Raw genomic sequence first — 24,912 nt, 5'->3', positions numbered from 1 at the left:
CACCGATGAGCCTGCTCTCGATTCGCAAACGTCCCCAGCCCGTGCTGGCCATGGCCGAACACGACCGCAGGGTCGTGTGGCGGCTGGCGGCGCTGCTGCTGGACTACCCCGGCGAGTCCACTCTGGCGCTGCTCGACCAGATGACCGCCGCCGCACGGCAACTGCCCGAGGACGTGCGCGCGCATTTCGACGCCGTGCTCGCCTACCTGCGCGACACCTCCTCGATCGAGGTCGCCCAGAGCTATGTCGAGACCTTCGACATGCGTCGGCGCGCCAGCCTGCACCTGACGTTCTACGCCTACGGTGACACCCGCAAGCGCGGGATGGCGCTGCTGCGGTTCAAACACGCCTACCGCCAGGCGGGGGTGGAACTGGGCGACGAGGAACTGCCCGACCACCTGCCGGTGCTGCTCGAATTCGCCGCGACCGTCGACCCGGTCGGCGGCGAGCGACTGCTCGGCGAGCACGTTCCCGTCCTGGAACTGCTGCGACTGTCCCTGGGCGACAACGGCTCTCCCTACAGCGGCGTGCTGGCCGCGGTGCTCACCACACTGCCGCCGGCGACCACCGCCGACCGGCGCCGCATCGCCGAACTCGCCGCCCAGGGCCCGCCCGAGGAAGAAGTCGGGCTCGAGCCCTTCGCCATGGACCCCGCTCTGTTCGACGCCACGGAAGGTCGACGATGAACGCCACCATCCCCCTCCCCGAGGGCCTCTGGCTGATCCTGCCCTACATCGCCGCGACCTCCTTCGTGCTCGGCCATGTGTGGCGCTACCGGTTCGACCAGTTCGGGTGGACCACCCGGTCCTCGCAGATCTACGAGTCCAAGCTGCTGCAGCTGGGCAGTCCGCTGTTCCACTTCGGGATGCTCGGGGTGTTCGGCGGGCACGTGATGGGCCTGCTGATCCCCGAGTCGTGGACCAGCGCGGTCGGCATCTCTGAGCACACGTATCACCTGGTCGCGGTCGGTGCGGGGTCGGTCGCGGGTCTGATGGTCGTGGCCGGGGTGGCGATCCTGTGCTACCGGCGGATCGTGGTGCCCGCCGTGCGCAAGGCCACCAGCCGCAACGACGTGCTGATGTACACGTTGCTGACGCTGGCCCTGGTCACCGGCCTGCTCAACACCTGGGGCGCCAACCTGCTGTGGGGCACCTACAACTACCGCACGACTGTCTCCCCCTGGTTCCGCAGCCTGTTCACCATCGACCCGGAACCCGGCCTGATGGTCGGCGTGCCGTGGACCTTCCAGCTGCACGGCCTCGTGGTGCTCGCGCTCGTGGCGGCCTGGCCGTACACCCGCCTCGTGCACATGTTCAGCGCGCCGATCGGCTACCTGACCAGGCCGTACATCGTGTACCGGCGCAAGGAGGTCGACATCAAGGACAAGACCCGCTTCGCCAAGGCCTGGGACGCGCCGGTCACCCCCGACCGCTGGTGACGAGACCGCCTGACCTCCCGTTATAGGCTTTCGCACTATGACCTGTCGCACATTCGCCCACGTGCTCGCGGCGGCGGCCGTGGCCACGATCGCCCCCTGGGGTCTGCCGCAGCAGACCGCCACGGCGGCGCCCTGTTCCGATATCGAGGTCGTCTTCGCCCGCGGCACCGCCGAGCCGCCCGGCCTCGGCTTCACCGGCCAGTCGCTGACCGAGGCGCTGCGCGCCAAGGCCGGCGGCCGCAGTGTGGCCGCGCATCCGGTCGACTACCCGGCCAGCAGCGACTTCACCGACACCAGAGTCTTCGCCGGCACCGTGCTCGACGGCATCCGCGACGCGCACAAACGCCTGGCCGCCGTCGTCGCGGCGTGCCCCGGCACGAAGATCGTGCTCGGCGGCTACTCCCAGGGCGCCGCGCTCGCCGGGTTCGCCACCATCGCCGACACCCCGGACGGGGTCACCGAGGCCGACGCGAAGTACCTGCCGAGCCCGCTGGCCCCCGAGGTCGCCGACCACGTGGCGGCGGTCGTGCTGTTCGGTGGCCCCTCGGATCGGTGGATGGCCGACGTGGGCGCGCCGCCGGTGCGCGTCGGCCCGGCCTACGCCCACAAGACCCTGGAGCTGTGCGTCGCGGGCGACACCATCTGCGACGGCTCCCCGGCCGGTCCGCCGAACGGGCTGCACGTGCTGTACGCGGCGAACGGGATGACCTTGCAGGCGGCGGACTACGCGCTCGCGCGCATGTGACCGCTCGGTGGGAACACCCATTGCTTTTGCAAACTGTAACGTGTTTCACTTTCTGGCATGAGTGACGTGCTCGCACCCGCCCGGCTCGGCCCGCTCACCCTGCGCAACCGGGTGATCAAGGCGGCCACCTTCGAGGGGCGCACACCGGACGCCCTGGTGACCGACGACCTGGTGGAGTTCCACCGGGAGGTCGCGGCGGGCGGGGTGGGCATGACCACCGTCGCCTACTGCGCGGTCGCGCCGGGCGGGCGCACCGATCGGCATCAGATCTGGATGCGCGAGGAGGCGCTGCCCGGCCTGCGGCGGCTCACCGAGGCCGTGCACGCCGAGGGCGCCGCGATCAGCGCGCAGCTGGGGCACGCGGGGCCGGTGGCCAACGCGAAGTCCAACCAGGCGCCCGCGCTGGCGCCGAGCCGGATGTTCAACCCGCTCGGCATGCGTTTCACGAAGGTGCCCGACGCGCTCGGCATCGCCGAGGTCGTCGCGGCCCACGCCGGCGCGGCCCGGCTGGCGCGCACCGCCGGCTTCGACGCGGTCGAGGTGCACCTGGGCCACAACTATCTGGCCAGCGCGTTCCTGAGCCCGATGCTGAACCGGCGCAAGGACGAGTACGGCGGCCCGCTGGTGAACCGCGCCCGCCTGGCCAGGGAAGTCGTCAAGGCCGTGCGCGACGCGGTCGGCGACGCGATGGCCGTGACCGCCAAGCTCACCATGGAAGACGGTGTGCGCGGCGGCTTCTCGATCGAGGAGTCGCTACAGGTGGCGCAGTGGTTGCAGGACGACGGCGCGCTCGACGCCCTCGAACTCACCGCGGGCAGTTCGCTGCTGAACCCGATGGCGATCTTCCGCGGTGACGCGCCGCGCAAGAATTTCGCCAAGGTGCTTCCGCCGCCCGCGCGCTGGGGATTCCGGTTGGTCGGCAAGGGCTTCCTGCGCGAATACCCTTACCGGCCCGCCTATCTCGCCGACAAGGCGCGGCGGTTCCGGGCGGAGCTGACGCTGCCGCTGATCCTGCTCGGCGGCATCACCGACCTCGCCACCGCGCAGCAGGCGATCGACGACGGCTTCGACTTCGTCGCGATGGGCCGTGCGCTGCTGCGCGAACCCGACCTGATCCAGCGCTGGGCGCCCGACACGGCGACCCCCTCGCTGTGCACGCACTGCAACGAGTGCATGCCCACCATCTACACCCGTACCGAGTGCGTGCTGCGCCCCACCACGACGGTCTGACGCGGTCACGCCGAGGGGCGGCCGAGGTCCTTGCGCACGCTGTCGAACCAGGCCTGGGTGTCGGGCAGGCCCTTCTCGTTGTCCTTGCGGCCCCCGACGAAGCCGTACAGGTCGGCGGCGGAGCGACTCAGCACCGTGGCCTCGTTCTCGCCGAGTTCGGTGAGCACGTCGGCGTCCTCGAGCAGGTAGGCGACGACCGCGACCTGGCCTTCCGACCAGTCCTCGCGACGCGCGGCCCAGCCCTCGGCGCGCACGGCACTGGCCTTCGCGAGCAGGTCGGCGCGCAGTGCGTCGCGATCGGCGTCGCTGGGCCTGCGCGGCTTGCCCCAGGTGATCCGTTTCGGGTCCGACATGGCGAGTCCTCTCGCTGACGTGCGGGCATTCGGGTCGACCGGCACGGACGCCGAGCGCCGCGCGGTCGCCTGACTGTCGCAGACGACAGCCAGGCGATCCGCGGCAGCCCCGGTCTAGCTCGCGCGCAGGAAGGTGCCGACCCGTTCGGCGCCGAGCGCGGGATCGGCCTCGCCCGCGCCGAAGACGTAGCGGCCGTTGACGAACACGGCGGTCACCGTGTCGTCGTTGCGGTTGACCATGCGCGAGAGGTTGCCGAACACCTCGATCGGGGCTTCGGCGTAGGCGTCGAGCGAGTGGTCCAGGTGGGCCGGGTCGATCACCACGGCGTCGGCGCGGTCGCCGACCCGCAGGTGACCCGCGTCGAGGCCGTACCAGTCGGCGAGCTCGCCGGTGACCCGGTGCACCGCGTGTTCGACCGTCATGAACGGCTTCTCGGTGCGCTGGGCCTCGTGCACCCGGCGCAGCAGGCGCAGGCCGAAGTTGTAGAAGGCCATGTTGCGCAGGTGCGCGCCCGCGTCGGAGAAGCCGAGCTGGACCGACGGGTCGGCGGTCAGGACATCGGCGACGTCGGGGCGATGGTTGGAGATGGTGGTGCGCCAGCGCAGCTTGTCGCCGTGCTCGACGACCAGGTCGAGGAAGGCGTCCACCGGGTGCAGGCCGCCGCGGTCGAGGCCGACCTGACCGAAGGTCTTGCCGAGCACCGATTCGTCGGGGCAGGCGACGATGTCGGCGTCGAAGAAGTCGCGGTGCCAGGCGCGCGGACCGAACTTGCTGTCGTAGTCCTTGCGGAAGGAGCGGCGGTACTCCTCGTCCTGCAGCAGATGGCGCTGCTCCTCGATCTGGTTCGACAGGTGCAGCGCCGCCGCGCCGGAACCGAATTCCTCGAACACCGGCAGCGCGATGCCGTCGGAGTACACCTCGAACGGCACCGGCAGATGCTGCCAGCGGAAGTCGCCGCGCAGGGCGTTCATGATCCGGCCGACGGCCGGAAACATCTTGGCGGCGCCGGGCACGGCCTTGACGTCGGCGGCCGAGAGCAGACTCACCTTGAGCGGCTTGCGGAACACGCCCGTGCTCGACAGCGCCATCGAGATCAGGCTGGTGGGACTGCCGATGTCGGGTCCGCCCTGCAGCGCGCGACCGCGAGCGCGCAGGATGCCGTTGAGGCGACCGCGTTCCTTGCGCTTGGCGTAGGTGGAGGGCAGGGTGCGGGAGCGGCAGACCTCACCGTCGAGCTTGTCGAACATCAGCTGCTGCGACGACATGCCGACGAAGCCGGCGTCAAGGGCCTCGACGAGCATGCGCTCCATCTCGGCCAGTTCCGCGTCGGTCGGGCGCACCTCGTCGCGCGTGGCGCGGTCCAGACCCATGACGGCCGCGCGGATGTCGGAGTGCCCGATGAAGCCGGCGATGTTGGGGCCCAGCGGCAGGCTCGCGAGCGCGTCGGCGTATTCGGCGGCGCCGGACCAGGACTTCTTCGCGTCGACCCCGCTCACCACGTATTCGCGCGGGATGGCCTCGACGCGACCGAAGAGATCACCCGCGGTCTCCCCGTCGACGTGCACCGTCGACAGTGAGCACGAGCCGACGAACACGGTGGTGACGCCGTGGCGCACCGACTCCGACAGCGCGGGGTCGAGCAGCACCTCCACGTCGTAGTGGGTGTGGATGTCGATCATGCCGGGCAGGACCCATTTCCCCTCGGCGTCGATCACCCGGCCGCAGCCGGTTTCGTCCAGGGGGGTCTCGGAGATCTCGGCGATCTTGCCGTCCTTGATCCCGAGGTGCCGGATCGCGGACGGGGCGCCGGTGCCGTCGAACCACCGGCCGCCTTTGATGATGCTGTCGAACATTTTTCTGACCCCTCTTACAGCGCGAGCTCGCGTCGCGTGACTTTACCTGTCGCGTTGCGCGGCAGCATGTCCGAAGTGATCCGCCAGCGGGCGGGCACCTTGAAGTAGGCGAGCCGCTCGGCGAGGTAGGCGCGCAGTTCCTCGGCCTCGACCGCCCCGGGTTCGGCGACGACGACGGCCGCCACTTCCTGGCCGAGGTCGGGATGGGCGACGCCGAACACGGCGCACTCGGTGACGGCGGGGTGCTCGCTAAGCACGTTCTCGATCTCGGTGGGATACACGTTCTCGCCGCCGCGCAGGATCAGGTCGGTGCGCCTGCCCGACACGGTGAGCCTGCCCTCGCGCAGGGTGCCGAAATCGCCGGAGCGCAACCAGCGTTCGTCGTCGATGGCGGCCTTGGTGGCGGTCTCGTCGTTCCAGTAGCCCAGCATCACGTACGCGCTGCGGATGCAGATCTCGCCTTCCTCGCCGTCGGCGACGGGCGTGCCGTCGGCGTCGCGGATCTGGACCTCGACGCCGAAGATGGCCCTGCCCACCGACGCGTCGTCGACGGCGAGGTCGAGCGGGGTGGCGACGGTGGCCGCGGTGCCGCTCTCGGTGAGCCCGTAGCTGGTGGTCAGCGACAGCTGCGCCGAGGGGATCTTCGCGCGCAGGGCTGCCAGCAGGGCGGGCGAGGTCGGCGCCGAGTTGAGCGAGAGCGCGGCCAGCGAGGACAGATCGTGTTGGGCGACATCGTGTTCCAGCAGCCGCGTGGCCATGGTCGGCACGGCCGCCCAGTTGGTGACCCGCTCGCGTTCCACCAGATCCAGCACCCGGCCCACCTCGAACGCGCCGTGCGGGAAGACCGCGGCCGCGCCGGTGCGCAGCCGCGGGACGACCAGGTTGTGCAGGCTGGCGATGTGGAACAGTGGCGCGGTGACCAGATACCGGCGATCGCTGGGCGCGTCGCCGGGCGCCTGGCCCGTGAACGCGGCGAGCATGGCGTCGGTGAAGCGGTGATAGTCGCTGATGGCCACCATGTTCCGCTGCGAGTGCACCACGCCCTTGGGCCTGCCGCTGGTGCCGCTGGTGTAGAGGATCACGGCCGGGTCGTCCTCGGCCACCGGCGTGTGCGGAATGGGGCCGCCGCCGTGCTCGGCGATCAGCGCGGGCAGGTCCGTGTCCATGGTCAGCACCGGGATCGCGGTGCCCGCTTCGGCCAGCACGGCGGCCCTCTTCGCGTCGGCCACGACGACGGTGGGGGTGGTGTGGTCGAGGCCGTAGGCGATCTCCGGCGGCGCCCACCAGGCGTTGTAGCCCACCGGAATCGCGCCGAGACACTGCGCGGCCCAGAACGTGATCACCCAGTCGGGGCCGTTGGCGGCGAAGATGCCGACGCGGTCGCCCTTGCCGACGCCGTAGCGCTCGGCCAGCGCGGTGGCCAGCGCGCCCGCGGCCGCGGCGTGCTCGGCGAAGGAGATGCGCCGATCCTCGGTCACCAGGTAGTCGCGCTCGCCCCAGCCTTGCGATTGCTCGAGCAGGTCACGCAGGCTGCGCTGCCTGCGGGCCAGCACCGGAATCGGCACGCCGAGAACGGGTTCGACGGTCAGTTCGAACGGCGCGCCGGGCGCGGTGAGCCCGGCGGCGACCTGGGCGACGAATTCCTGCGGGTCGGTCATGTTCTGCTCCATCAGGGGATGAGGACGGCGCGGCCACGGATCGCGCCGGAGTCGAGTCGGTCGAAGGCGGTGCGGGCGTCGGCGAGGTCGAAGCGTTCGATCTCGGCGCGCACAGCACCCGTGGCGGCCAGTGCCACCACGTCGATGAGGTCGGTTCTGGTGCCGCCGTAGGACTTCCGCACGGTCGCACCCCACGGCAGGCCGGGCCCACCCGCCGGGCCGGAGTCGATCCCCGGCACGCCGCCGGCGAGCCCGACCATGCGGTAGGCGCCGTTTGGGGCGACGGTCTCGACGGCGAGTTTCGCGGTCGCGTCGGAGCCGACGAAGTCGAAGACGGCCTCGGCGCCGCGGCCCTCGGTGCGGTCCAGGATCGCGGCAGCGGTGGCCTCCCCCGCGAGCAGCGTCTGGTCGGCGCCGCACGCCGTGGCCAGGGCGAGCTTGTCCTGGTCCACGTCGACGGCGATCACCGTGGTCTCGGTGAGCGCCTTCAGCAGCTGGATGGCGACGTGCCCGAGGCCTCCGATACCGATGGCCACGGCGGTGCCGCCGGGCCGGAGCTGGTCCATGGCGCCGCGGATCGCGTGCATCGGGGTGAGCGCCGCGTCGGCCAGCGGCGCGGCCTCGGCGAAATCGAGGTCGCCGATCGGCACGAACGAGCGGGCGGGGATGCGCACGTATTCGGCCATCCCACCGTCGGGACCCAGGCCCGGACAGGGCGGCATGGCGGTGCGGCCCGCCGCCAGGCAGACGTTCTCGTTGCCGCCCAGGCATTCCCGGCACTCTCCGCACGACCAGCACAGGTAGACCAGGCCGCGCTCACCGGCCACCCGGTCGGCCACCGCCGTGCCGACCGACTCGATGGTTCCCGCGATCTCGTGACCGAGGGTGAGCGGGCGGTCCCCCAGCGGATACGGCAGGCCGAGAACGAACGAGTCCGAGTGGCAGATACCCGCCGCGCCCACACGCAGCAGCAGATCGTCCGGCCCGAGCTCCGGGATCGGGACGGTGCGCAGTTCCAGGGTGCCGGGTGCGGTCAGCTGCATCGCGCGCATGCTCATCGGCGCACCGAGTCGAAGGTGGCCTTCAGGTAGCTGTCGCAGCGGTCGGAGCCGATCAGGCCGGTGGCCATGCGATTCATGGTGTAGGCGAAGGTGACCCGGCGATCGAGGTCGTTGACCACCATCGACCCGCCGTACCCGGCCCACCAGCAGACGTGCCCGTCGGGGATGTGCGGGAAGGTCTTGGGACGGGGCAGCCCGTAGCCGATGCCGAAGCGCAGCGGGGTGAGCAGGGCCTTGTCGATGCCGTCGGCCTGCTCGCGGAAGATCAGCTCGATCGTGTTCGGCGCGAGGAACTTCCGGCCGTCGAGGGCGCCGCCGTTGGCGATCAGCGATTGGATCCGGGCGACCGAGCGGGCGTTGCCGTGCCCGTTGGTGCCGCCGATCTCGGCCGAACGCCAGGCGGGCGTCGCGGTTTCGGCCACGTCGAGCCAGGGGCTGGTGAGCGTCTTGATCAGCACGCTGTCCTGGTCCAGCGCGGACAGGTCGAATTCGGGGAGTTCCGGCGCGACGAGGGTGGCGATGCGGTCGGCGTGCTCGGGGCCGGTGCCGATGTGGAAGTCGGCGCCCAGCGGATCGGCCAGCTCGTCGGCGAAGAAGCGGCCGAGCGAGCGGCCGTCGATGCGGCGCACCAGCTCACCGACGAGGTGGCCGTAGTTGATGGCGTGATAGCCCGAGGCCGTGCCCGGCTCCCACCACGGCGCCTGGGTCGCCAGCCGGGCCGCTGCCGCCTCCGTGTCGTAGATGTCGGCGAGCTCGATCGGCTTCTCCCAGCCGGAGACACCGGAGGTGTGCGCGAGCAGATGGCGCACCTCGATCGCGTCCTTGCCGTTGGCCGCGAACTCGGGCCAGTAGTGCGCCACCCGCTGGTCGACGTCGAGGTCGCCGCGATCGACCAGCAGCAGCGCGCACAGCGCCGTCATCGTCTTGGTCACCGAGAAGACGTTGACCAGAGTGTCGGCGCGCCAGGGGATCTCGCGTCCCGGATCGGCGTAGCCACCCCACAGGTCGAGCACCGGTTCCCCCTCGACCGTGACGCACAGCGCCGCACCGAGTTCCGCGCCGGAGCCGAGGTGTTCGTCGAACGCGGCGCGCACGGCCGCGAAATCGTCGTGGCAGAAGCCCGAGGAGAGACTCATCGCGACACCCCCGCCGTCGCGCGGGCGGGCACCGGCAGGGCATTGCCCGCGGCGGCGGCCCGTTTCGCGCCGCGCGCCAGTTCTTTCGTCATGGCCCGCACGTAGGGCTCGAACTCGGCCTGGATGGTGTGCCGGGGCGAATCGTAGTAACGGCCCGCCCTTTTCGCCTCGTGCGCGGCGAGCGCCTGCTCGATCTCGGCGCGCGGCGGCAGGTGGTAGCGGCCGGTGAGGTAGGCGGCGACCAGCTTGCTCTGCTGCTCGGCGAAATTGACCAGGGTCGGCATCGGCTGAGCCAGGCCGAGATAGAACAGATTGTCCACCCCGGGCTTGTGCATCAGCTGGAACAGCGGGAACCGGTTGTCGGCGCCGGGCGCCAGGTCCGGGTCGGTGAAGAACGGGAAGCTGATGTGATAGCCGGTGGCGCAGACGATCACGTCGATCCGCTCGCTGCTGCCGTCCGCGAAATGCACCGTGTCGCCGTCCAGGCGGGTGATCGCCGGCTTGCACTCCACGTCACCGCACCCCGCCCGGTGCAGGAATTCCTCGCTGGCCGAGGGGTGCGCCTCGAAGGGCTCGTGGTCGGGCGCGGGCAGGCCGTAGTTCTGCATCTCGCCGCGGTTCTTGCGGACGAAGCGCTGCTTGAGCTTCAGTGCGAGCTTGGGCGGCATCCACCTCGGCATCGACCTGCGGTCACCCACCTGACCGTTGACATATTTGGGCAGCACCCACACACCGCGCCGGGCCGAGACGAACAGCTTCGCGGCGATGAACCGCTGCGACAGTTCCGAGGCGATGTCGAGTCCGGAATTGCCCATGCCGACCACCACGATGCGCTTGCCGCGCATGTCGATCGGGTCGAACGGATCGTTGTAGGCGTGGCTGTGCATGAGCACGCCGTCGAATTCGCCCGGGTAGTCGGGAAATCGGGGGTTCCAGTGATGGCCGTTGCAGACGATCAGCGCGTCGTAGGTCTCGGTGTCGCCCGCGGCCGTCGTCACCCGCCACAGCCCGGCGTCGTCGCGTTCGGCCGCGGTGACCAGGCTGTTGAACCTGATCCGGTCGCGCAGGCCGAAATGGTCGACGTAGTCCTTGAAGTACTGCAGCAGCTGGGAGTGATGCGGGAAGTCCGGCCACTCCGCGGGCGCCGGATAATCCTCGAACTGCAGGCGGTACTTCGAGGTGTCGATGTGCAGGCTCTGGTAGCAGGCCGACATCCCGTTGGGGTTCTTGAAGTACCAGTTGCCGCCGACCTCGTCGGAGGCTTCGTAGCAGTCGAACGGAATTCCGTTCTCGGCAAGCCTTTTGGCGACGGTGATACCCGAAGGTCCGGCGCCGATGACGCACACCCTGGGTAGCTCTCGTGTTTCCATGCACAACTCCTGAACGGCCCGGGTCCTCGATGACCCCGCCGAGTGACGTGGCACACAGAATAACCTTTCGCTGGACACGGCGTCTAGTGAATGGGCGAATCGTCTAGGATGAGACCATGACGTCCGAACCCGCCCGCCGCGGATCGTTGCGCGAGGAACAGAAGCGCCTCACCAAGGCCAGGATCGTCGAGACCGCGCGCACCCTGTTCGAGACGCAGGGCTACTCCGATGTCCGCGTGGACGACATCGCCGCCGCCGTCGGCTGCAGTCGCGCCACCTTCTATCTGCACTTCCCCAGCAAGGGCGAGGTGCTGCGGGCGATCGCCAACGAGGGCACCCTCACCAGCGTGCACGAGTTCTACGCCGACCTGGACCGGGTGCTCACCACCGGCTCCCGAGAGGCGTTCGCGGAGTGGATGACCCGCGCGATCGACTGGTTCTTCACCAACAAGGACATGCTGCCCGCCTGGGACGAGGCGACCGCGGTGGAGCCGGAGTTCCGCGCGGTGGCGCGCGAGGGCATCATGACCCTCGCCGACAGCATGCCCGCCTATCTCGCGCGCTGGCCCGAGGCCCGCCGCGACGAGGCCAGGCTGCGCATCGAACTGCTCGTCGCCCAGCTCGAGCGGTTCTTCACCCGGTGGGCCATGCAGGGCACGATCGACGTCACCGCCGAGCAGGCCGCCGCGGTCCTGACCGACGTGTGGTTCCCCGCGCTGCAGGCCCCCTGATCAGCGGGTCGGCCAGCCGCCGTTGCGTTTGCGCTGGTCGACCTTGTCGTCGTCGCCGACGAGGTGTTCGATGCCGAGCTTCTCGGCGAACAGGTGCCGCTGGGTGATCCAGCCGAGCACCGACAGACCGACCCAGGCCAGCGTCGAAGTGACCTGCTGCCAGCCCGGTTCGGGGTCGCGCAGGAAGGCCAGCGAATCGCTCATCCGGCCGAGCCCGCTGAGCACCATGCTGGCGCCGCCGATGGAGGTGAGCCACAGCAGGGCGCGGGCGCGGAACTTCTGCGCCAGGAACGCGCCCGCCACACACACGGCCAGCGCCACGATCATGCTCAGCGCGATGTTCTTGTCCCCCGGCTGCAGCACCATCGCCAGTTTGGTGCCGATCATCGCGCCGGTGAGGCCGCCGATGAAGTACGACGCGAAGCGGAAGACCAGCGAGGTCACCACCCAGGCCGAGAGCCCGCCGATCAGGCCGATCAGCAGCAGCCACCAGAACGAGGCGTCGAACAGGTCGGCGATCAGCCAGCCGAGGCCGAAGCCGATCGCCATGATCCCCAGGTGCACCGAGCGGATGCCGTAGAAGCAGAGCAGGACGCCGACCACCGCGACGACGATGCCGTTCATGGGCACTCCTTTCCAGAGTCGAGCGTGATCACGGCTGGTCGGGCAGGTCGGCGGTGGCGGCGGCCACGGTCGGGTAGACGCCGATCGGGGTGTCGCCGTGGACGGCGGATCCGAGCTCGTCGCCGAATTGCGCCACCGTGCGGGCGATCCGGAAGTCGACGCGGCGGTGGGCCAGATCCTTGCGCAGCGCGAGCAGCGCGGAGGCGGCGGTGACGTCGAGGGTGGGTGAGGTCTCGGCGTCGAGGACGACGATCCTGGTCTGGTCGGTGCACAGCGCCTCGATCCGCTCCCGCACGTAGTCGGCGTTGGCGAAGAACAGCCCGGATTCGACGCGCACCACGAGCAGGTCGGGCCGCACGGCCAGGTCGGGATGGCGGACCTGGTCGACCCACAGCGATCCGTTCCTGGCCAGCGCCGCGACATGCGGCTGGGAGGCGCGGTAGACCAGCAGCAGGATCGCCACGCCGATGCCGATGAGCAGGCCGGGCAGGGTGTCGAACAGCAGCACCCCCAGCAGCGCCGCCATCGCGCCGAGGAAGTCCGCGCGGGCGGCGCGGCCGTAGATGCTGCCGAGCAGCTGGGTCCAGACCCGGTACAGCCTGCGCAGGGCCGAGATGTCGACCAGTTCGATCACGGCCGCGATCACCACCGCGGCCAGCGTCGCCTCGGGCAGCTTCTCGAACAGACCGGTCAGGAACAACAGGGTGAGCAGCGTGAGGGCGGCCACGACCAGTCCGCTGAGCTGCGTCTTCGCGCCTGCCCCTCCGTTGACCGCGGTCTTGGACAGGCTGCCGTTGACCACCATCCCCGAACTCAGCCCCGATCCCAGATTGGCGGCGCCGAGCCCGAACAGTTCCCGGTTGGGGTCGATGGGGTAACCGGCTTTGGCCGCATAGGTTTTCGCGGCGCCGAGGCCCTCGGCGAAGCCGATCAACAGCACCCCGCAGGCCGGGCCGAGCAGGTCGAGATAGTCGTGGAAGCCCACGCCCGACGGCGGACCGAGGGCGGGCAGCCCGGCGTCGATAGGGCCGACGATGGCCACGCCCTTGTCGTCGAGGCCGAAGATCCCCACCGCGAGGATGCCGAGCAGCACCGCGAGCAGGGAGCCGGGCACCAGCGGCAGCCAGCGCCGCACGGCGAGCACGACGGCCAGGCTCAGCAGACCGATCAGCAGTGTGCGCCAATGGGTCTCGCCCAGGTTGCCGAGCACACCCCAGGTCTGCTCGAAGAAGTTCCCCTCGTGTTTGTCGACACCGAGCAGCTTGGGCACCTGGCCGATGACGATGGTCAGCGCGAGACCGACGATGAACCCTTTGAGCACCGGTTCGGAGATGAACGCCGCGATGAAGCCGAGGCGGATCAGGCCCGCCAGCATGCCGACCAGGCCGGTGGCGATGGCCAGCGCGGTCGACAGCGCGAGGTAGCGGCCGCTGTCGGCCGCGGCCATGGGCGTGATGATCGCCGCCGACAGTGCCGCGGTGGCCGACATCGGCGCCACGATGAGATGCCGTGAGCTGCCCGCCAGCGCGTAGAGCACCAGCGAGGGCACCGCCGCGTAGAGGCCGACGACCGGCGGGACCCCGGCGATCGAGGCGTAGGCGAGCCCCTCCGGCACCAGCACCGCCCACACCGTCAGGCCGGCCACCACGTCCGGTCGGATCCAGCCGCGCTGGTAGCCGCGCAGGGATTCGAAGATCGCGGGCGCCATCGTGTCGGTTCCTCCTACAGTCCGCCGATCCCCTTGCCGAGCACCACCGCACCCATCACGACCAGCACGATCGCCATCACCGCGTGGTTGTTGGCCTGCAGCCACTCCCGCAACGAGTTCAGGGTGGGCCGCAGCCGATCCGCGGCGACGAGGTAGCCGAGCACGACCGCGAGCACCGTGGACGAGGCGAGGACCGTGAACACCACGATCGCCGTGATCGTCGCGCCGGTGCCGAGTCCGGCGCCGCCGATCACGAGGCCCGCCGACAACCCGAGCAGCAGATTCTTCGGATTCACCCCGGACAGCAGCGCGCCGAGCCCGGTGGCCTTGCCCGCGGTCATGGAGTCGATGGCCTGCATCCACGCGGGCACCGCGGTGTCGGCACGCGCCTGCCACTGCCGGACCGCCAGCACGACGAGCGCCGCGCCGAGCACGATCTTGATCCAGGACACCACCGCCGACGGCTCCTGCTCGGTCCCGTCGCTGAGCGACCCGGAGACCAGCGTGACGACCACGGTCACCAGCAGAATGCCCGCCACCCAGCCCGCCGCGAACCCCTTCGCCGCACCGCCCGCGTTCTTCGACAGGATCATCAGAATCGCCGCGACGATCGGAATCGGTGACAGCGCGATACCGACGGCGAGCGGAAGCAGATCACCGAGTACGGAGCCCATGCCATCAGGGTAGGAACCGGGGGAACCGGCCTGCCTCACACTTTCTGGATGAGATCGATACCCGGTGCCGGTCAGCCCGCTGTCGCGACGATCGGATTCGCGCGCAGCGTGCCGATGAATTCGCGGGTCTGCGCGGCGTCGAGCGGCCGGTACATGCGGATGCCGTAGTAGAACCGCTGGCCCTCGGTCGCCTCGATGACATTCGGTTTACCCGCGACCCGCTCGTCACCGAACCAGACGCTGACGGTGTCGTCGTCGTTGCGGACCAGCTCGCTGTCGGGCAGACACGGGCGCTGGACATCGATCCAGCCCATATCGGAGTATTTGATCACCGAGAAATAGCCGTTGTGGTCGTAGTCCAGCGGTGGCACCGCGAAAGTCCACACATCGCTTCCGGTGCTGGTGGCCATCGCCTGGAAATATTGCGCGTGCTCCGGCGAGAGTCCGCCCCAGCCCAGTCGGGCGCCGAGCAGGTGCTGATAGGGCTCGGTCGATGCCGGCGTGCCGAAGGCCTTGCTGAAATCGGCTTCCGCCGCGTGTGTTTCCAGCTCGGCCCCCACGGCCTTGCGGCTCTCCTCGTCGAATTCGCGCCCCACATAGGGATTCGCGGTCGCGGCCGTGATCCGGCGAGCGTCCTGGAGGGCGTGCGCCCGGTCGAGCCCGCCCGCGGTCGCCGTCCTCCCGAGCACGTAGACGTGGTTGCCCGAGGACAGGTCCGCGTGCCGGATGGTGCGGGTCTGGCCGGGATACACGACGTCGACGATGTAGTGGTTCTCGTCGATGATCTCGTCGACCTGATATTCCTCGGACGGCGCGACCGAGAACGTCGCTTCCTCGGTGACATCGACGACCGCGTAGGAATAGATGAGGTCCACATTCGAGCGGATGATCACCTGGTTGTCCACATTCACCGGCACCCGGTTGTGGTAGTACTCGTTGACCGGCGCCTTCTTCAATTGTTCGCGGATGTAGTGCGCGGTCTCCGCCTCGACGAAATTGTCCCTGGTCACGATTTCCGCCATGGTTTTCTCCTTTTCAACTGGTGAGGTCGACGATGCCGCGGACGGTGAACAAGGCGCCGAAGCCGAACAGGACCGACAGGGTCAGTGTTCGGCTGTGCGCGAGCATCCATTTCTCGAGCGTGGCAAGGCCCTGGTCGGCACGGGGCCCGACGGCGAGGTAGACGCCGATCGGGACGAGGAAGTCGGCGACGGCGGCGAGCAGCAGGATCAGGGTGGCCAGCAGGGCGGCGCCGACGCTGACCGCCGAACTCGAGATCACGCTCATTCCCGAGAGCATGATGAACAGATTGGGGTTGACCATGCCGAGGACGAGGCCGAGGGCGAAGGCCTTGCGTGGGCCTGCCGCGTCGAGTTCGGCGAGCAGCCGGGGCCGTTCGGCGGCTTTGCGTGGCTTGCGCAAGAGCAGCCAGCAGCCGCCCGCGAGGAACAGCACGCCGACGACGAGTCCGGCGTAGGCCGACGACCGCGCCGACGTCGCAGCCGGATCGGACGCGCCACCCAGCACGGCCGCCACCGCGACGAGGAAATAGACGACCAGGAATCCGGCACCGAACATCGAGGCGTTGCGCACCGGCTCGCGCGAACGCAACAGCAGCACACAGCCGATGACCGCGCCCGGGGTGATCATCAGACCGAGAATCTCGGGCAACAGCAAGACCAGCAGTCCACCCATGTCAGGTCCTCCGTCGCTCGTCGATGCGTACCTCGGCGTCGGCGTAGGCCGACAGGGTCGACTCCCCGACCGTGCTCGAGGCCGGGAAGAATTCGATCTTGATGCCCTGGCTGTCGAGCAGTTCGTCGGTCCACACGATGCGGACCTGGGGATCGACACCGCTGAGGTAGAGCCGTCCGCCCACCTCGTCGAGCCGGCGCGCGTAATCGGCGACGATGTGCAGGAAGGTGGAACTCACCGTGGTCCGGCCGCGCAACCGCAGGATCACCACGCAGTTGACGGCACCGGTCGGATCGGGCAGCCGGGACTGCAGTGTGCGTGCCCCGGCGTAGAAGAGGCTGCCGTACACGTCCAGGATCACGATCTCGTTGTCGGACAGGTGCTTCGGCGCCGGCGACTCGACCAGATAGTCGCCTTGCACCCGCAGGCGAACCACCTTCAGGTCGATCGCCTCCTGGTTCATCTGCATCAACAGGGACACAGCCAGACCCACCCCGACCGCCGAGGTGACCGGCAGCAGCAGCGTGGCGACGAAGGTGACCACGAGCGCGGTGCGCGAGATGTTGCCGCTGCTCCAGATCGCGACGATCTGGTCCACGTTCATCGAGCCCACGGCGGCGACGATCAGGATCGCGGCCAGCGTCGGCATCGGCACACGACCGACCACCCCGCTGAGCGCGACGAGGATCACCAGGATCCACAGCCCCGACCACATGCCCGCCCACCGGGTCCGCGCGCCCGCGGTGACATTGATCGCGGTCTGCCCCACCGAGCCACCCACCGGCATGCCACGGAAGAGGGCGGCGAAGACGTTGCCGATGCCCTGGGCGCAGAAGTCGCGGTCGGTCTTCGCGCGCGTGCCGTCGGGATTGGGCGCCGCTTCGGCGACGCCCGCGCCCTGCACCAGCACGATGACGGTCACCGCCAGCGCCCCCGCGAGCAGTGACGGCGACAGCAGGCGCACCTCAGGAAGCTGCGGCAGCGGGAATCCGCGCGGAATCGCGCCCGCGTCCGAGACCGTCGCGACCCCGTCCCAGCCGAAGCCGAGCACCAGTGCCATCGGCACCAGGAGCCCGGCCAGCGAGGCGACGGTGCGGAACCTGGTGCGCGCCACCGCGACGAGCAGCAGCACCGCGAGCCCACCGACCAGCGCCGACGGCCAGTGGATCTGGAGCGGATGCAGCACCACGTGCACGGCCTTCAGGGCCGCCACCGACCCCTCCGAGGGCGCGCCGAGCAGGACCGGCAGCTGCCCGAACACGATGTTGGCCGCGACGCCGAGCAGGAACCCGGTCATCACCGAATGCGAGACGAACCGGGTGTAGCGGCCCAGCCGCAGGACGGCGGCGACGATCATGGCGATCCCGGCGGCCAGGGTCAGCACGACCATGGCGGCCGAACGGTCCTCGGGGGCGACGTCGGTGAGCACCGACCCCGCGGCCAGCGCCGACGCGCTGGTCGTGGTGACCACCATCCGCCGGGTATCGGTACCGATGCCGCCGAAGAACCGCCCGGCCAGACTCGCGTAGAGCCCGTGCACCGGACTCACCCCGGCCAGCAGCCCCGCCGCCATCCCATCGGGCACCCCGCCGATCGCACCGGGAATCCCGGCCACCACATCGGCCTTGGTCATGCGCTGCCCCGCGAATGGGTTACGCATGCCACGCTCCTCCTGGCCCGCCGGATGGTGCCGGTCCAGCGATCATGCCGACTCCGGATCGCCGCGCGCATCATCCGAACGGGGTGAGGTCGGCCGCCGCCGGTGCGGGCGGCGCGCGGCCAGCGCCCGGATCGGGTCCACCGGCGGATAGCGCAGGCTCAGCGCGGCGCCGAGGGTGAAATAGCTGCGCAGCACGCGGAACCCGAGATAGGCGGGGATGTGCTTGACCGAGCCGGGCTGCCACAGCAGGCAGACCGAGGCGGCCATGATCATCTGCATGCCCAGGACCGTGGCCACGATCGGCTGCCAGTGCAGTGGCTGCCCGGCCACCGTCGACACGGCGGCGTCGACCACGGCGAAGATGAGCAGCGGGGCGAGCATCGCCCGGCGCGCAGCGTTGACCAGCTGGAACGGCAAGACGAAGCCGCCGGTGATCGACCGCGGGTCCAGCAGCATCTTCCGGTTGTGCGCGGAGATGTGATAGATGCTGCGGAACCAGCGAACCCGCTGCTCGCGCAGGTGCGCGTAGGAGGCCGGGGTCTCGCTGTAGTAGACGGCGCGCGGATCGGCCACCGTGTGGTAGCCGGCCGCGTCCATCCGCAGGCAGATATCGGTGTCCTCGCCGTTCATCCCCTCGACCATCCCGCCCACCTCGACCACCACACGCCGCCGGTAGATCGCGAACATGCCGGGCACGCCCATCACCCCCTGGTAGCCGTCGAGGGCGACCTGGAAGAAGCCGTGCCGCAGATACACCTCCACCAGGCGGACCTTGTCGATCCAGGTCGTGTTCCCCACCGGCAGCGGCAGCCCGCCCACCGAGCCGACGCGCGGATCGCCGAAATGCCGCATGGCCGTCTGCAGGCAGCCGGGTCCGATCACGGTGTCGGCGTCGATGCGGACGATGAACTCCTCGGTGATCCGGTGCACGCCCAGGTTCAGCGCGATCGCCTTGCCCGGCGTCGGGCAGTCCAGGACCTCACCGGTGATCGCCGTGCACTCCGCGATGGCTTCCTCGGCGACCTCGGTCGTGTTGTCGGTCGAGGCGTTGTCGACGACGTAGAGGTGGATGCGCCCGGCGTAGGTGTGCGCGGCACGATCCACCGCGGCGATGGTGGCCGCGATGTCGTGCGCCTCGTCGTGGGCGGGCACCAGCACCGCGACCGGCGGCGAGAAGTCTTGTGTCCGTGATCGTTTCAGTGCGAACCAGCCGAGGGTCGCGGTGCAGACGGCGAACACCTGCTGGGTCAGGAAGACACCGGGGCCCATCCCGCCGAGCAGGGCGACCGAGCGCAGGTCGAAGACGAGACCCGGCAGCGCGGCCTCCACGACGGTGGCCACCGCCATGGCCGCCAGCAGCGAACCGATCAGGCGGACATACGCGCCCGGCGGAGTACGCGGGTCGACCGTCGCGTCGAGTGGACGCGGCAGCTGCGCGTGCGCGAGCACCGTCTGCGGGAAGATGGCCAGGGCGATCAACGCCGAGGCGATCTGCTGCCCGAGCACGTGCAGCTCGAGAATGTGCTCGGTGGCCAGCCACCAGCCGAGCACGTCGAAGAACACGCACGACGCCAAGAACTTCCCGACCAGCAACGCGCCGAGATGGGCCCGGCGCCACCGATTGCTGTAGGCGTAGTAGGCGTAGGTGGCGAAGAAGACCACCAGGAAGATCCGCGTCGGCACCGCCACATCGCCACGCCCCGAGGCCAGGATCACCAGGTCGTTGGTCCCGATGACGCCCGCGTGCCGGAGCACGGCCTGCCCGCCGAGCACGATGACGCTGAGCCCGGTGAACATGAGCAGGAAGCCGTTGCTCGCACTCGGCGGGCGATCCACGGAGTAGTCGACGGGCGCGCTGTCGACCGACCGGTAGTGCTCGGCGATCGCCGCCGGTGTGGGAAAGTCCGCCTCGGCGTGCGTCATTCAGGGATGCCCGCGCCGTCCGTGACGAGCGCGCCACCACTGTCGACGGTGAACGCTCCGGCGGGTGTGCTGACCTGGACACATTCGCGGCCGAAGGCCGGCAGCGCCACGGCGGCGGTGTCACCGGCGTACTGCACGGCCAGCCCGCGCGCGCCGTCACCGGTCGCGCACTGCACCACGATGCCGGTCTCGACCGCGGGCAGGTCGAGCACGGCGGCCCCGGACACGAGCCGGTTGTCCACCAACCGGACCAGGGTGCCCACACCGGGGTCGCCCCGACCGACCACGACGAACGGCCTGCCGGACGCGGGCGGGGTGTTCCAGCTGATCTCCGGATCGGCCGCGGCCGGGAGGAACTCGGCGAGCACCGGCACCGCGGCGGTGAGCAGCTCGACGGTATCGGCCGGGTCGGCGGCGGACAGGTGGATCGCGGGCCGCGGGCCGAGCTCGCGGGGCAGGGCGGTGAATCCGGCGCCCGGATCGTCGCCGAGGTCGAGCCCCGAGGAGCCGAGCAGCTGCATCGGATAGGGGGTGATCCGCACGTCGCAGCCGCCGAGGTCGCGATCGCGCTGCACCGTCAGGGTGAGGGTGTTGCGCATCGACAAGGCTTCCGGCGGCAGTGGCACGACCACGGGGTCGCGGGTCGGCGCGAGTCGCCTGCTGTCGAGGAACTGCCCGTTGAGGTCGACGTTGAGCAGCCAGACCAGGTCGGGCGGGGCGGCGGGCAATTGCAGCGCCACCCGCACACCGGCCGGGATCCGGCCACCGGGGAGGTCCGCGAGCGAGAACCGGGCGCGCCAGGTGTGATTCTCGGTGATCTGCACTTCGCCCGCTTCCGCGCCGAGGGCGATCAGGCTGACCTCGCCCGGCGGCGGCGCGACTCCGACCGCGCGCGGGTCGGCGCTCTGCCGATCGGCCGTGTGCACCGCGGCCGTGGTCAGGTACGGGCTGACGAGATCCGCCTCGGGCTCGACGACACTGACCACCGGCGTGCCGTCCACGGCGCCGAGCATGATGCTGTTGTCGATGCCGGTGCGCGACCAGCCCGGCGTCTCGGCCAACCGTTGCGGCGGGCCGAGCAGGATCACGCTGCGCAGTCCGGTGCCGGGGACAGTGTCGGCGAAGCGCACGGTGTGGCCCGCTTCCGTCAGTGCCACACCGAGTTCGGCGGCGGTGCTACGCCACGGGTCGGCGGTGTCGGCCAGCACCAGCGTCACGGTGTCGTCCCAGGCGGAGACCGCGTCGCGCACCGTGTGCACCGGTTCGTCGAGCGCGGATTCGAGCACGGTGCCGGGATCGAGGGTGATGACCATGCCCGCGCTCTGATCGGCGGTGCACGGCTCGTGATGCAGGTTCCACCTGGTGCGCACGGTGACGCGCACCGTGCCGTCGGCAGTGGCCTGGCTCGGGATCGCGATCGTGTCGTCGACGGCGTTGCGGCCGCGCGGGAGCTCGCGCTGGAACACCTGCTGCCCGTCGACGGCGACGATCAGGAAGACGGTGCTGTCCTCGGCCACCTGCGCGGTGCCCGCCAGCCGCAGCCGGGTCCGCTCCCTGGCCGAGTCCACCGGAACCGCCACCTGGAAGCTCGCCGACGGCGCGTCACCGGTGAGCCGGATCCCGTCCGGTCTGCCCAGGTCGGTCAAGGTCTTGGCGTAGAGCTGATCGGGTGGCACGTCGAAACCGTCGCTCGGTGGCGGATTCAGCCAGCCCGCCCGCACGACCACCCAGGCCGCGACGAGCACCGCGGCGAGCCCGAGCACGAACCAGGCCGACCGCGGCACCGTCCTGCGGTGCTCATCGGGGAAGTACTGCGGCGGATCGGGGCTTCGCCCCACGCCTGCGGCGTCGTCTTCAGCCACCCGCGGCCACCTCGCTCTTCGCCGCGCGCTCGCGGTTCCAGTAGGAGGTGGCGGGGATGCGGTCCCTGTCGATGCGGTCGGCGTACCGGTGCGCGATGTCGACCGACTCGGCCAGCAGGCCGGACTCGAGCAGGATCGGGTCCAGCCCGAGCGTGATCAGGTGGTCGTTGACCGCACTCAACTCGTTGGTGTCGGCCTCGGCACGGGGGTTGCTGAGATGGGTGACCTCGGCCCCGACCACCCGGGCGACCAGATCGGCGAGATCGGCGACGCGGTGGGTCTCGGTGACCTGGTTCATCACCCGTGGCCGTCCGGACACCTCGTCGCCGGATTCCACCGCGAGGCGAATGCATTGGACTGTGTTGCGGATGTTGATGAACGCACGAGTCTGGCCGCCGGACCCGTACACGGTGAGCGGGTAGCCGATCGCGGCCTCGACCAGGAACCGGTTCAGCACCGTCCCGTAGTCACCGTCGTAGTCGAAACGGTTGATCAGGGCCTCGTCGAGGACGGTTTCGTCGGTCTGGGTACCCCACACGATGCCCTGGTGCAGATCGGTGATCCGCAGCCCGTCGTTGCGGGCGTAGAACTGGAAGATCAGCTGGTCGATCGACTTCGTCAGGTGGTACACACTGCCCGGGTTGGTCGGGTACAGAATCTCGCGTGAGCGCGTCTTTCCGTCGCGATCCGGATAGGACACCGTCAGATAGCCCTCGGGCAGGTCGACCGGAACCGATTCATAGCCGTAGACGCCCATCGTGCCCAGGTGCACGACGTGCGCGTCGACACCGGTCTCCACCAACGCGTCCATGAGGTTGTGCGTGGCGTTGACATTGTTGTCGATCGTGTAGCGCTTGTGTCCGGGTGACTTCATCGAATACGGCGCCGACCGCTGTTCGGCGAAATGCACGACGGCGTCGGGACGCCGGTCCGCGAGCAGCGCGGACAAGCCCGCGTAGTCGTTGGCGATATCCAGGTCGACCGTGTCGATGACGTTTCCGGTGGCGCCGCGCCACGCCGCGACGCGCTCGTCCAGGGTGCGGATCGGGGTCAGTGATCCGGCGCCGAGTTCCTTGTCGATCTTGCGGCGGACCCCGCTGTCGACGATGGTCACGTCGTGACCGTGGGCCGAGAGGTGCAACGCGCTCGGCCACCCGCAGAAACCGTCACCACCAAGAACGAAGATCCGCATCGCGACTCCCTTCGGCTGTCGATTGTCTCCGTGATGCTGCCGGTCGGAAGGAGTGCGCACCTCATCCGATCAGGGTGAGTTCGCCGGATTCACCCGTAACCGCCGGATTCACCCGTATCGGGTGAGGCGGGGCGCGCGGGATCGGCGCAGGATCGCGGGATGGGATCAACACCTGCGCTCGGCCCGGTCGAGTTCGTCGTCCTCGCCTTTCCCGGCACCAGCATCGACTCCGCCGTCACCGACGCGCTCGCCGAGGTCGTCGGGAACGGGCTGGTGACCTTGCTGGACATGGTGGTGCTGACGATGGACGAGGCGGGCACGATCACCGAGTCCGAGATCGACGACAACCTGACCGAGGTGGGGCTGACCGGGCTCACCGCCGCCGACATCGACCTGGTCAGCGACTCCGATGTGGAGGTCGTGCGCGCGTCGCTGGAACCGGGCAGTACGGCCCTGATCCTGGTCTTCGAACAGACCTGGGCCGTGCGGCTGGCCTCGGCGGTGCGCGGGGTCGAGGGCGAGGTGGCGTTGCAGGTGCCGGTTCCCCGCGATGTCGTCGAATCCGCGGTGTTCGCCGCGATGACGGCCTAGGGAGGAGCAAGACATGCCGCTACGAAGGGGCCGCATCGGTCGGCCCGGACTTCTCGGCGCGATGGCGCGAACCGCCGTCGTCGCCGGTACCGCGACCGCGACGTCCAACGCGATCAACAACCGGGCCGCCAGGCGCTCGGCCGAGCAGCAGGCCTACGGCGAGCAGCAGGCCGCCGCGCAGGCCGCCCAGCAGCAGGCCTACGCCCAACAGGCCGCCGCGCAGCAGCAGGCCTACGCGCCGCCGCCACCACCGCAGGCCGAGCCGGTCGACATGGTCGGCAAGCTGAAGCAGTTGAGCGAATTGCATTCCGCCGGAGCGCTGTCCGACGCGGAGTTCGCCGCGGCCAAGGCCCAGCTGCTCGGCTGAGCACGGGTAACGAGCCGCACCCCTGGATCATCCAGGGGCGCGGCTCTTTCGCCGAACTCACTCTTGCAGGCGCGCGCCCACCGTGTGGACGACGATCACCCGGGGATTCAACGGCACCAGATCATCCACCGCCGCTTGGAGTTCGGCGACCGGCGGCAGCTGTTCGGGGCCGAGCACCGAGACCGTCGCGGTGTCACCGTGCACCGTCACGTCGACGACCTGCGCGCCGGGCGCGTCGCCCAGCCAGTCCGCGGTCGCGTCGGCGATCTGCCTGGCCCACAGCGTCGACAGCGAATTGATCACCATCGGGATCGCGACGAGCACCAGCGCGGCACCGAGCACCAGATACGCGCGACCGCGCCGGGCACCCGTCGCCTCGGCGTCCCCCGCGTAGCCGGCGATGAGCAGCACCGTCGTCACGGTGATGATCATGGCGACGACATTCGACGCGAACAGCACGAACGCGCCGAGCGCGAGCGCGGGCGCCCCCGACCCCAGACACACCCCGACCACGCCGAGCGGCGGCACCAGCGAGATCGCGATCGCCACGCCCGGCAGCACGTCACCGACATCGCGCCGGGTGATCGCCACCGCCGCGACCAGCCCGGTCGCCAGCGCGGCGGTGAGATCCATCAGCTTCGGCGAGGTCCGCCCCACCACCTGCGCGTTCGACAGCACGTTCACCGGGTTCGGCAGCACCTGGGCGAAGACGAACCCGAGCGCGACCACCACGACGATCCCGGCCAGCACCAGGATCAGGCTGCGCCCGACCAGCGCGGCCCGCCCGGTGACCACCCCGAGCGCGACACCGAGGATCGGCACCGACAGCGGCGCCACGATCATCGCGCCGATCACCGTGGCCGTGGAATCGCCGATGACACCGGAGATCGCGATCACCGCCGAGAGCACGAGCATGATCCAGAACGCCGACCGCTTCGCCGTCACATCACCGACGGAGAGGTCCAGCTTGTCGGTGAGCTCGTCGAGCGTGCGTCGCTGCTGGTCGGGAACCAGGAATCCGAGCATCGAATGTTCCTTCC

At 69.9% G+C, this 24,912-nt stretch carries 23 protein-coding genes; 7 read left to right on the top strand and 16 right to left on the bottom strand.

The genetic code is table 11. From position 1 onward, the window contains the following. The first annotated feature begins 5 nt into the window (after window positions 1-5). The 4 genes from narJ to AB0H56_RS05640 are packed head-to-tail and all read left to right on the top strand — an operon-like array spanning window position 6 to window position 3,413. The gene (gene narJ, locus AB0H56_RS05655) at window positions 6-686 is read left to right on the top strand and encodes a nitrate reductase molybdenum cofactor assembly chaperone (protein WP_357157587.1); all 681 of its coding nucleotides are present in this window, start codon (window positions 6-8) and stop codon (window positions 684-686) included. Next, complete coding sequence (gene narI / locus AB0H56_RS05650; protein ID WP_357157585.1) at window positions 683-1,438, top strand: respiratory nitrate reductase subunit gamma; 756 nt, start codon at window positions 683-685, stop codon at window positions 1,436-1,438. The genes narJ and narI overlap by 4 nt, the downstream gene beginning before the upstream one ends. Before the next feature lie 37 nt (window positions 1,439-1,475). Continuing rightward, the gene (locus AB0H56_RS05645; protein WP_357157582.1) at window positions 1,476-2,183 is read left to right on the top strand and encodes a cutinase family protein; all 708 of its coding nucleotides are present in this window, start codon (window positions 1,476-1,478) and stop codon (window positions 2,181-2,183) included. Window positions 2,184-2,240: 57 nt separating this feature from the next. Continuing rightward, complete coding sequence (locus tag AB0H56_RS05640; protein ID WP_357157579.1) at window positions 2,241-3,413, top strand: NADH:flavin oxidoreductase; 1,173 nt, start codon at window positions 2,241-2,243, stop codon at window positions 3,411-3,413. Window positions 3,414-3,418: 5 nt separating this feature from the next. Here AB0H56_RS05640 and AB0H56_RS05635 read toward each other — a convergent pair whose 3' ends face one another. From AB0H56_RS05635 to AB0H56_RS05610, 6 genes are all read right to left on the bottom strand, one after another. Then, the gene (locus AB0H56_RS05635; RefSeq protein ID WP_357157576.1) at window positions 3,419-3,766 is read right to left on the bottom strand and encodes a hypothetical protein; all 348 of its coding nucleotides are present in this window, start codon (window positions 3,764-3,766) and stop codon (window positions 3,419-3,421) included. A 114-nt stretch (window positions 3,767-3,880) separates the two neighbouring features. Then, window positions 3,881-5,620 (bottom strand): amidohydrolase family protein, encoded by a 1,740-nt coding sequence (locus AB0H56_RS05630; protein ID WP_357157574.1) that lies wholly within the window; start codon window positions 5,618-5,620, stop codon window positions 3,881-3,883. 14 nt (window positions 5,621-5,634) lie between these two features. Then, the gene (locus AB0H56_RS05625) at window positions 5,635-7,278 is read right to left on the bottom strand and encodes a class I adenylate-forming enzyme family protein (RefSeq protein ID WP_357157571.1); all 1,644 of its coding nucleotides are present in this window, start codon (window positions 7,276-7,278) and stop codon (window positions 5,635-5,637) included. Between the two features lie 11 nt (window positions 7,279-7,289). Further along, window positions 7,290-8,330 (bottom strand): NAD(P)-dependent alcohol dehydrogenase, encoded by a 1,041-nt coding sequence (locus AB0H56_RS05620; protein ID WP_357157910.1) that lies wholly within the window; start codon window positions 8,328-8,330, stop codon window positions 7,290-7,292. Between the two features lie 2 nt (window positions 8,331-8,332). Further along, window positions 8,333-9,475, bottom strand: a complete 1,143-nt coding sequence (locus tag AB0H56_RS05615) for a serine hydrolase domain-containing protein (protein WP_357157568.1) — start codon at window positions 9,473-9,475, stop codon at window positions 8,333-8,335. Further along, the gene (locus AB0H56_RS05610; RefSeq protein WP_357157565.1) at window positions 9,472-10,845 is read right to left on the bottom strand and encodes an NAD(P)-binding domain-containing protein; all 1,374 of its coding nucleotides are present in this window, start codon (window positions 10,843-10,845) and stop codon (window positions 9,472-9,474) included. Before AB0H56_RS05610 ends, AB0H56_RS05615 begins: the two co-directional genes overlap by 4 nt. A 116-nt stretch (window positions 10,846-10,961) precedes the next feature. On the opposite strand from AB0H56_RS05610, the gene AB0H56_RS05605 reads away from it, so the two are divergent. Beyond that, complete coding sequence (locus AB0H56_RS05605) at window positions 10,962-11,576, top strand: TetR/AcrR family transcriptional regulator (RefSeq protein WP_357157563.1); 615 nt, start codon at window positions 10,962-10,964, stop codon at window positions 11,574-11,576. Here the strand turns inward: AB0H56_RS05605 and AB0H56_RS05600 are convergent, their stop codons facing one another. From AB0H56_RS05600 to AB0H56_RS05560, 9 genes are all read right to left on the bottom strand, one after another. Continuing rightward, window positions 11,577-12,200, bottom strand: coding sequence for a DUF4203 domain-containing protein (locus tag AB0H56_RS05600; protein ID WP_357157560.1), 624 nt, complete (start codon window positions 12,198-12,200; stop codon window positions 11,577-11,579). A gap of 28 nt (window positions 12,201-12,228) precedes the next feature. Next, window positions 12,229-13,908 carry a SulP family inorganic anion transporter gene (locus tag AB0H56_RS05595; RefSeq protein ID WP_357157557.1) on the bottom strand — a complete coding sequence of 560 codons (1,680 nt, stop codon included), beginning with the start codon at window positions 13,906-13,908 and terminating at the stop codon, window positions 12,229-12,231. Between the two features lie 14 nt (window positions 13,909-13,922). Next, entirely contained in the window at window positions 13,923-14,582 is a 660-nt protein-coding gene (locus tag AB0H56_RS05590; RefSeq protein ID WP_357157554.1) for a GAP family protein, read from the bottom strand. 71 nt (window positions 14,583-14,653) lie between these two features. Next, window positions 14,654-15,604 carry a hypothetical protein gene (locus AB0H56_RS05585; RefSeq protein WP_357157552.1) on the bottom strand — a complete coding sequence of 317 codons (951 nt, stop codon included), beginning with the start codon at window positions 15,602-15,604 and terminating at the stop codon, window positions 14,654-14,656. Between the two features lie 13 nt (window positions 15,605-15,617). Next, complete coding sequence (locus tag AB0H56_RS05580) at window positions 15,618-16,277, bottom strand: GAP family protein (protein ID WP_357157549.1); 660 nt, start codon at window positions 16,275-16,277, stop codon at window positions 15,618-15,620. Between the two features lies 1 nt (window position 16,278). Beyond that, complete coding sequence (locus tag AB0H56_RS05575; RefSeq protein ID WP_357157546.1) at window positions 16,279-17,937, bottom strand: SulP family inorganic anion transporter; 1,659 nt, start codon at window positions 17,935-17,937, stop codon at window positions 16,279-16,281. 42 nt (window positions 17,938-17,979) lie between these two features. After that, a complete protein-coding gene (locus tag AB0H56_RS05570) occupies window positions 17,980-19,860 on the bottom strand; it encodes a glycosyltransferase (RefSeq protein ID WP_357157543.1) in 1,881 nt (626 codons plus the stop codon). Then, the gene (locus AB0H56_RS05565) at window positions 19,857-21,722 is read right to left on the bottom strand and encodes a hypothetical protein (protein ID WP_357157540.1); all 1,866 of its coding nucleotides are present in this window, start codon (window positions 21,720-21,722) and stop codon (window positions 19,857-19,859) included. Before AB0H56_RS05565 ends, AB0H56_RS05570 begins: the two co-directional genes overlap by 4 nt. Next, window positions 21,715-22,914 (bottom strand): NAD-dependent epimerase/dehydratase family protein, encoded by a 1,200-nt coding sequence (locus AB0H56_RS05560; protein WP_357157537.1) that lies wholly within the window; start codon window positions 22,912-22,914, stop codon window positions 21,715-21,717. Before AB0H56_RS05560 ends, AB0H56_RS05565 begins: the two co-directional genes overlap by 8 nt. A gap of 159 nt (window positions 22,915-23,073) precedes the next feature. Between AB0H56_RS05560 and AB0H56_RS05555 the strand changes: the two genes are divergently transcribed. Together AB0H56_RS05555 and AB0H56_RS05550 are read left to right on the top strand one after the other, a co-directional pair. Further along, window positions 23,074-23,505, top strand: a complete 432-nt coding sequence (locus AB0H56_RS05555; RefSeq protein ID WP_357157535.1) for a DUF6325 family protein — start codon at window positions 23,074-23,076, stop codon at window positions 23,503-23,505. A 13-nt stretch (window positions 23,506-23,518) separates the two neighbouring features. Continuing rightward, a complete protein-coding gene (locus tag AB0H56_RS05550; protein ID WP_357157532.1) occupies window positions 23,519-23,872 on the top strand; it encodes an SHOCT domain-containing protein in 354 nt (117 codons plus the stop codon). A gap of 57 nt (window positions 23,873-23,929) precedes the next feature. Here the strand turns inward: AB0H56_RS05550 and AB0H56_RS05545 are convergent, their stop codons facing one another. After that, window positions 23,930-24,898, bottom strand: a complete 969-nt coding sequence (locus AB0H56_RS05545; RefSeq protein WP_357157529.1) for a DUF389 domain-containing protein — start codon at window positions 24,896-24,898, stop codon at window positions 23,930-23,932. Between the last annotated feature and the right edge of the window lie 14 nt (window positions 24,899-24,912).

The sequence above is a fragment of the Nocardia sp. NPDC050717 genome, assembly GCF_040654275.1.
Taxonomy (GTDB): domain Bacteria; phylum Actinomycetota; class Actinomycetes; order Mycobacteriales; family Mycobacteriaceae; genus Nocardia.
This window is presented reverse-complemented; position numbering and strand designations above follow the sequence as displayed.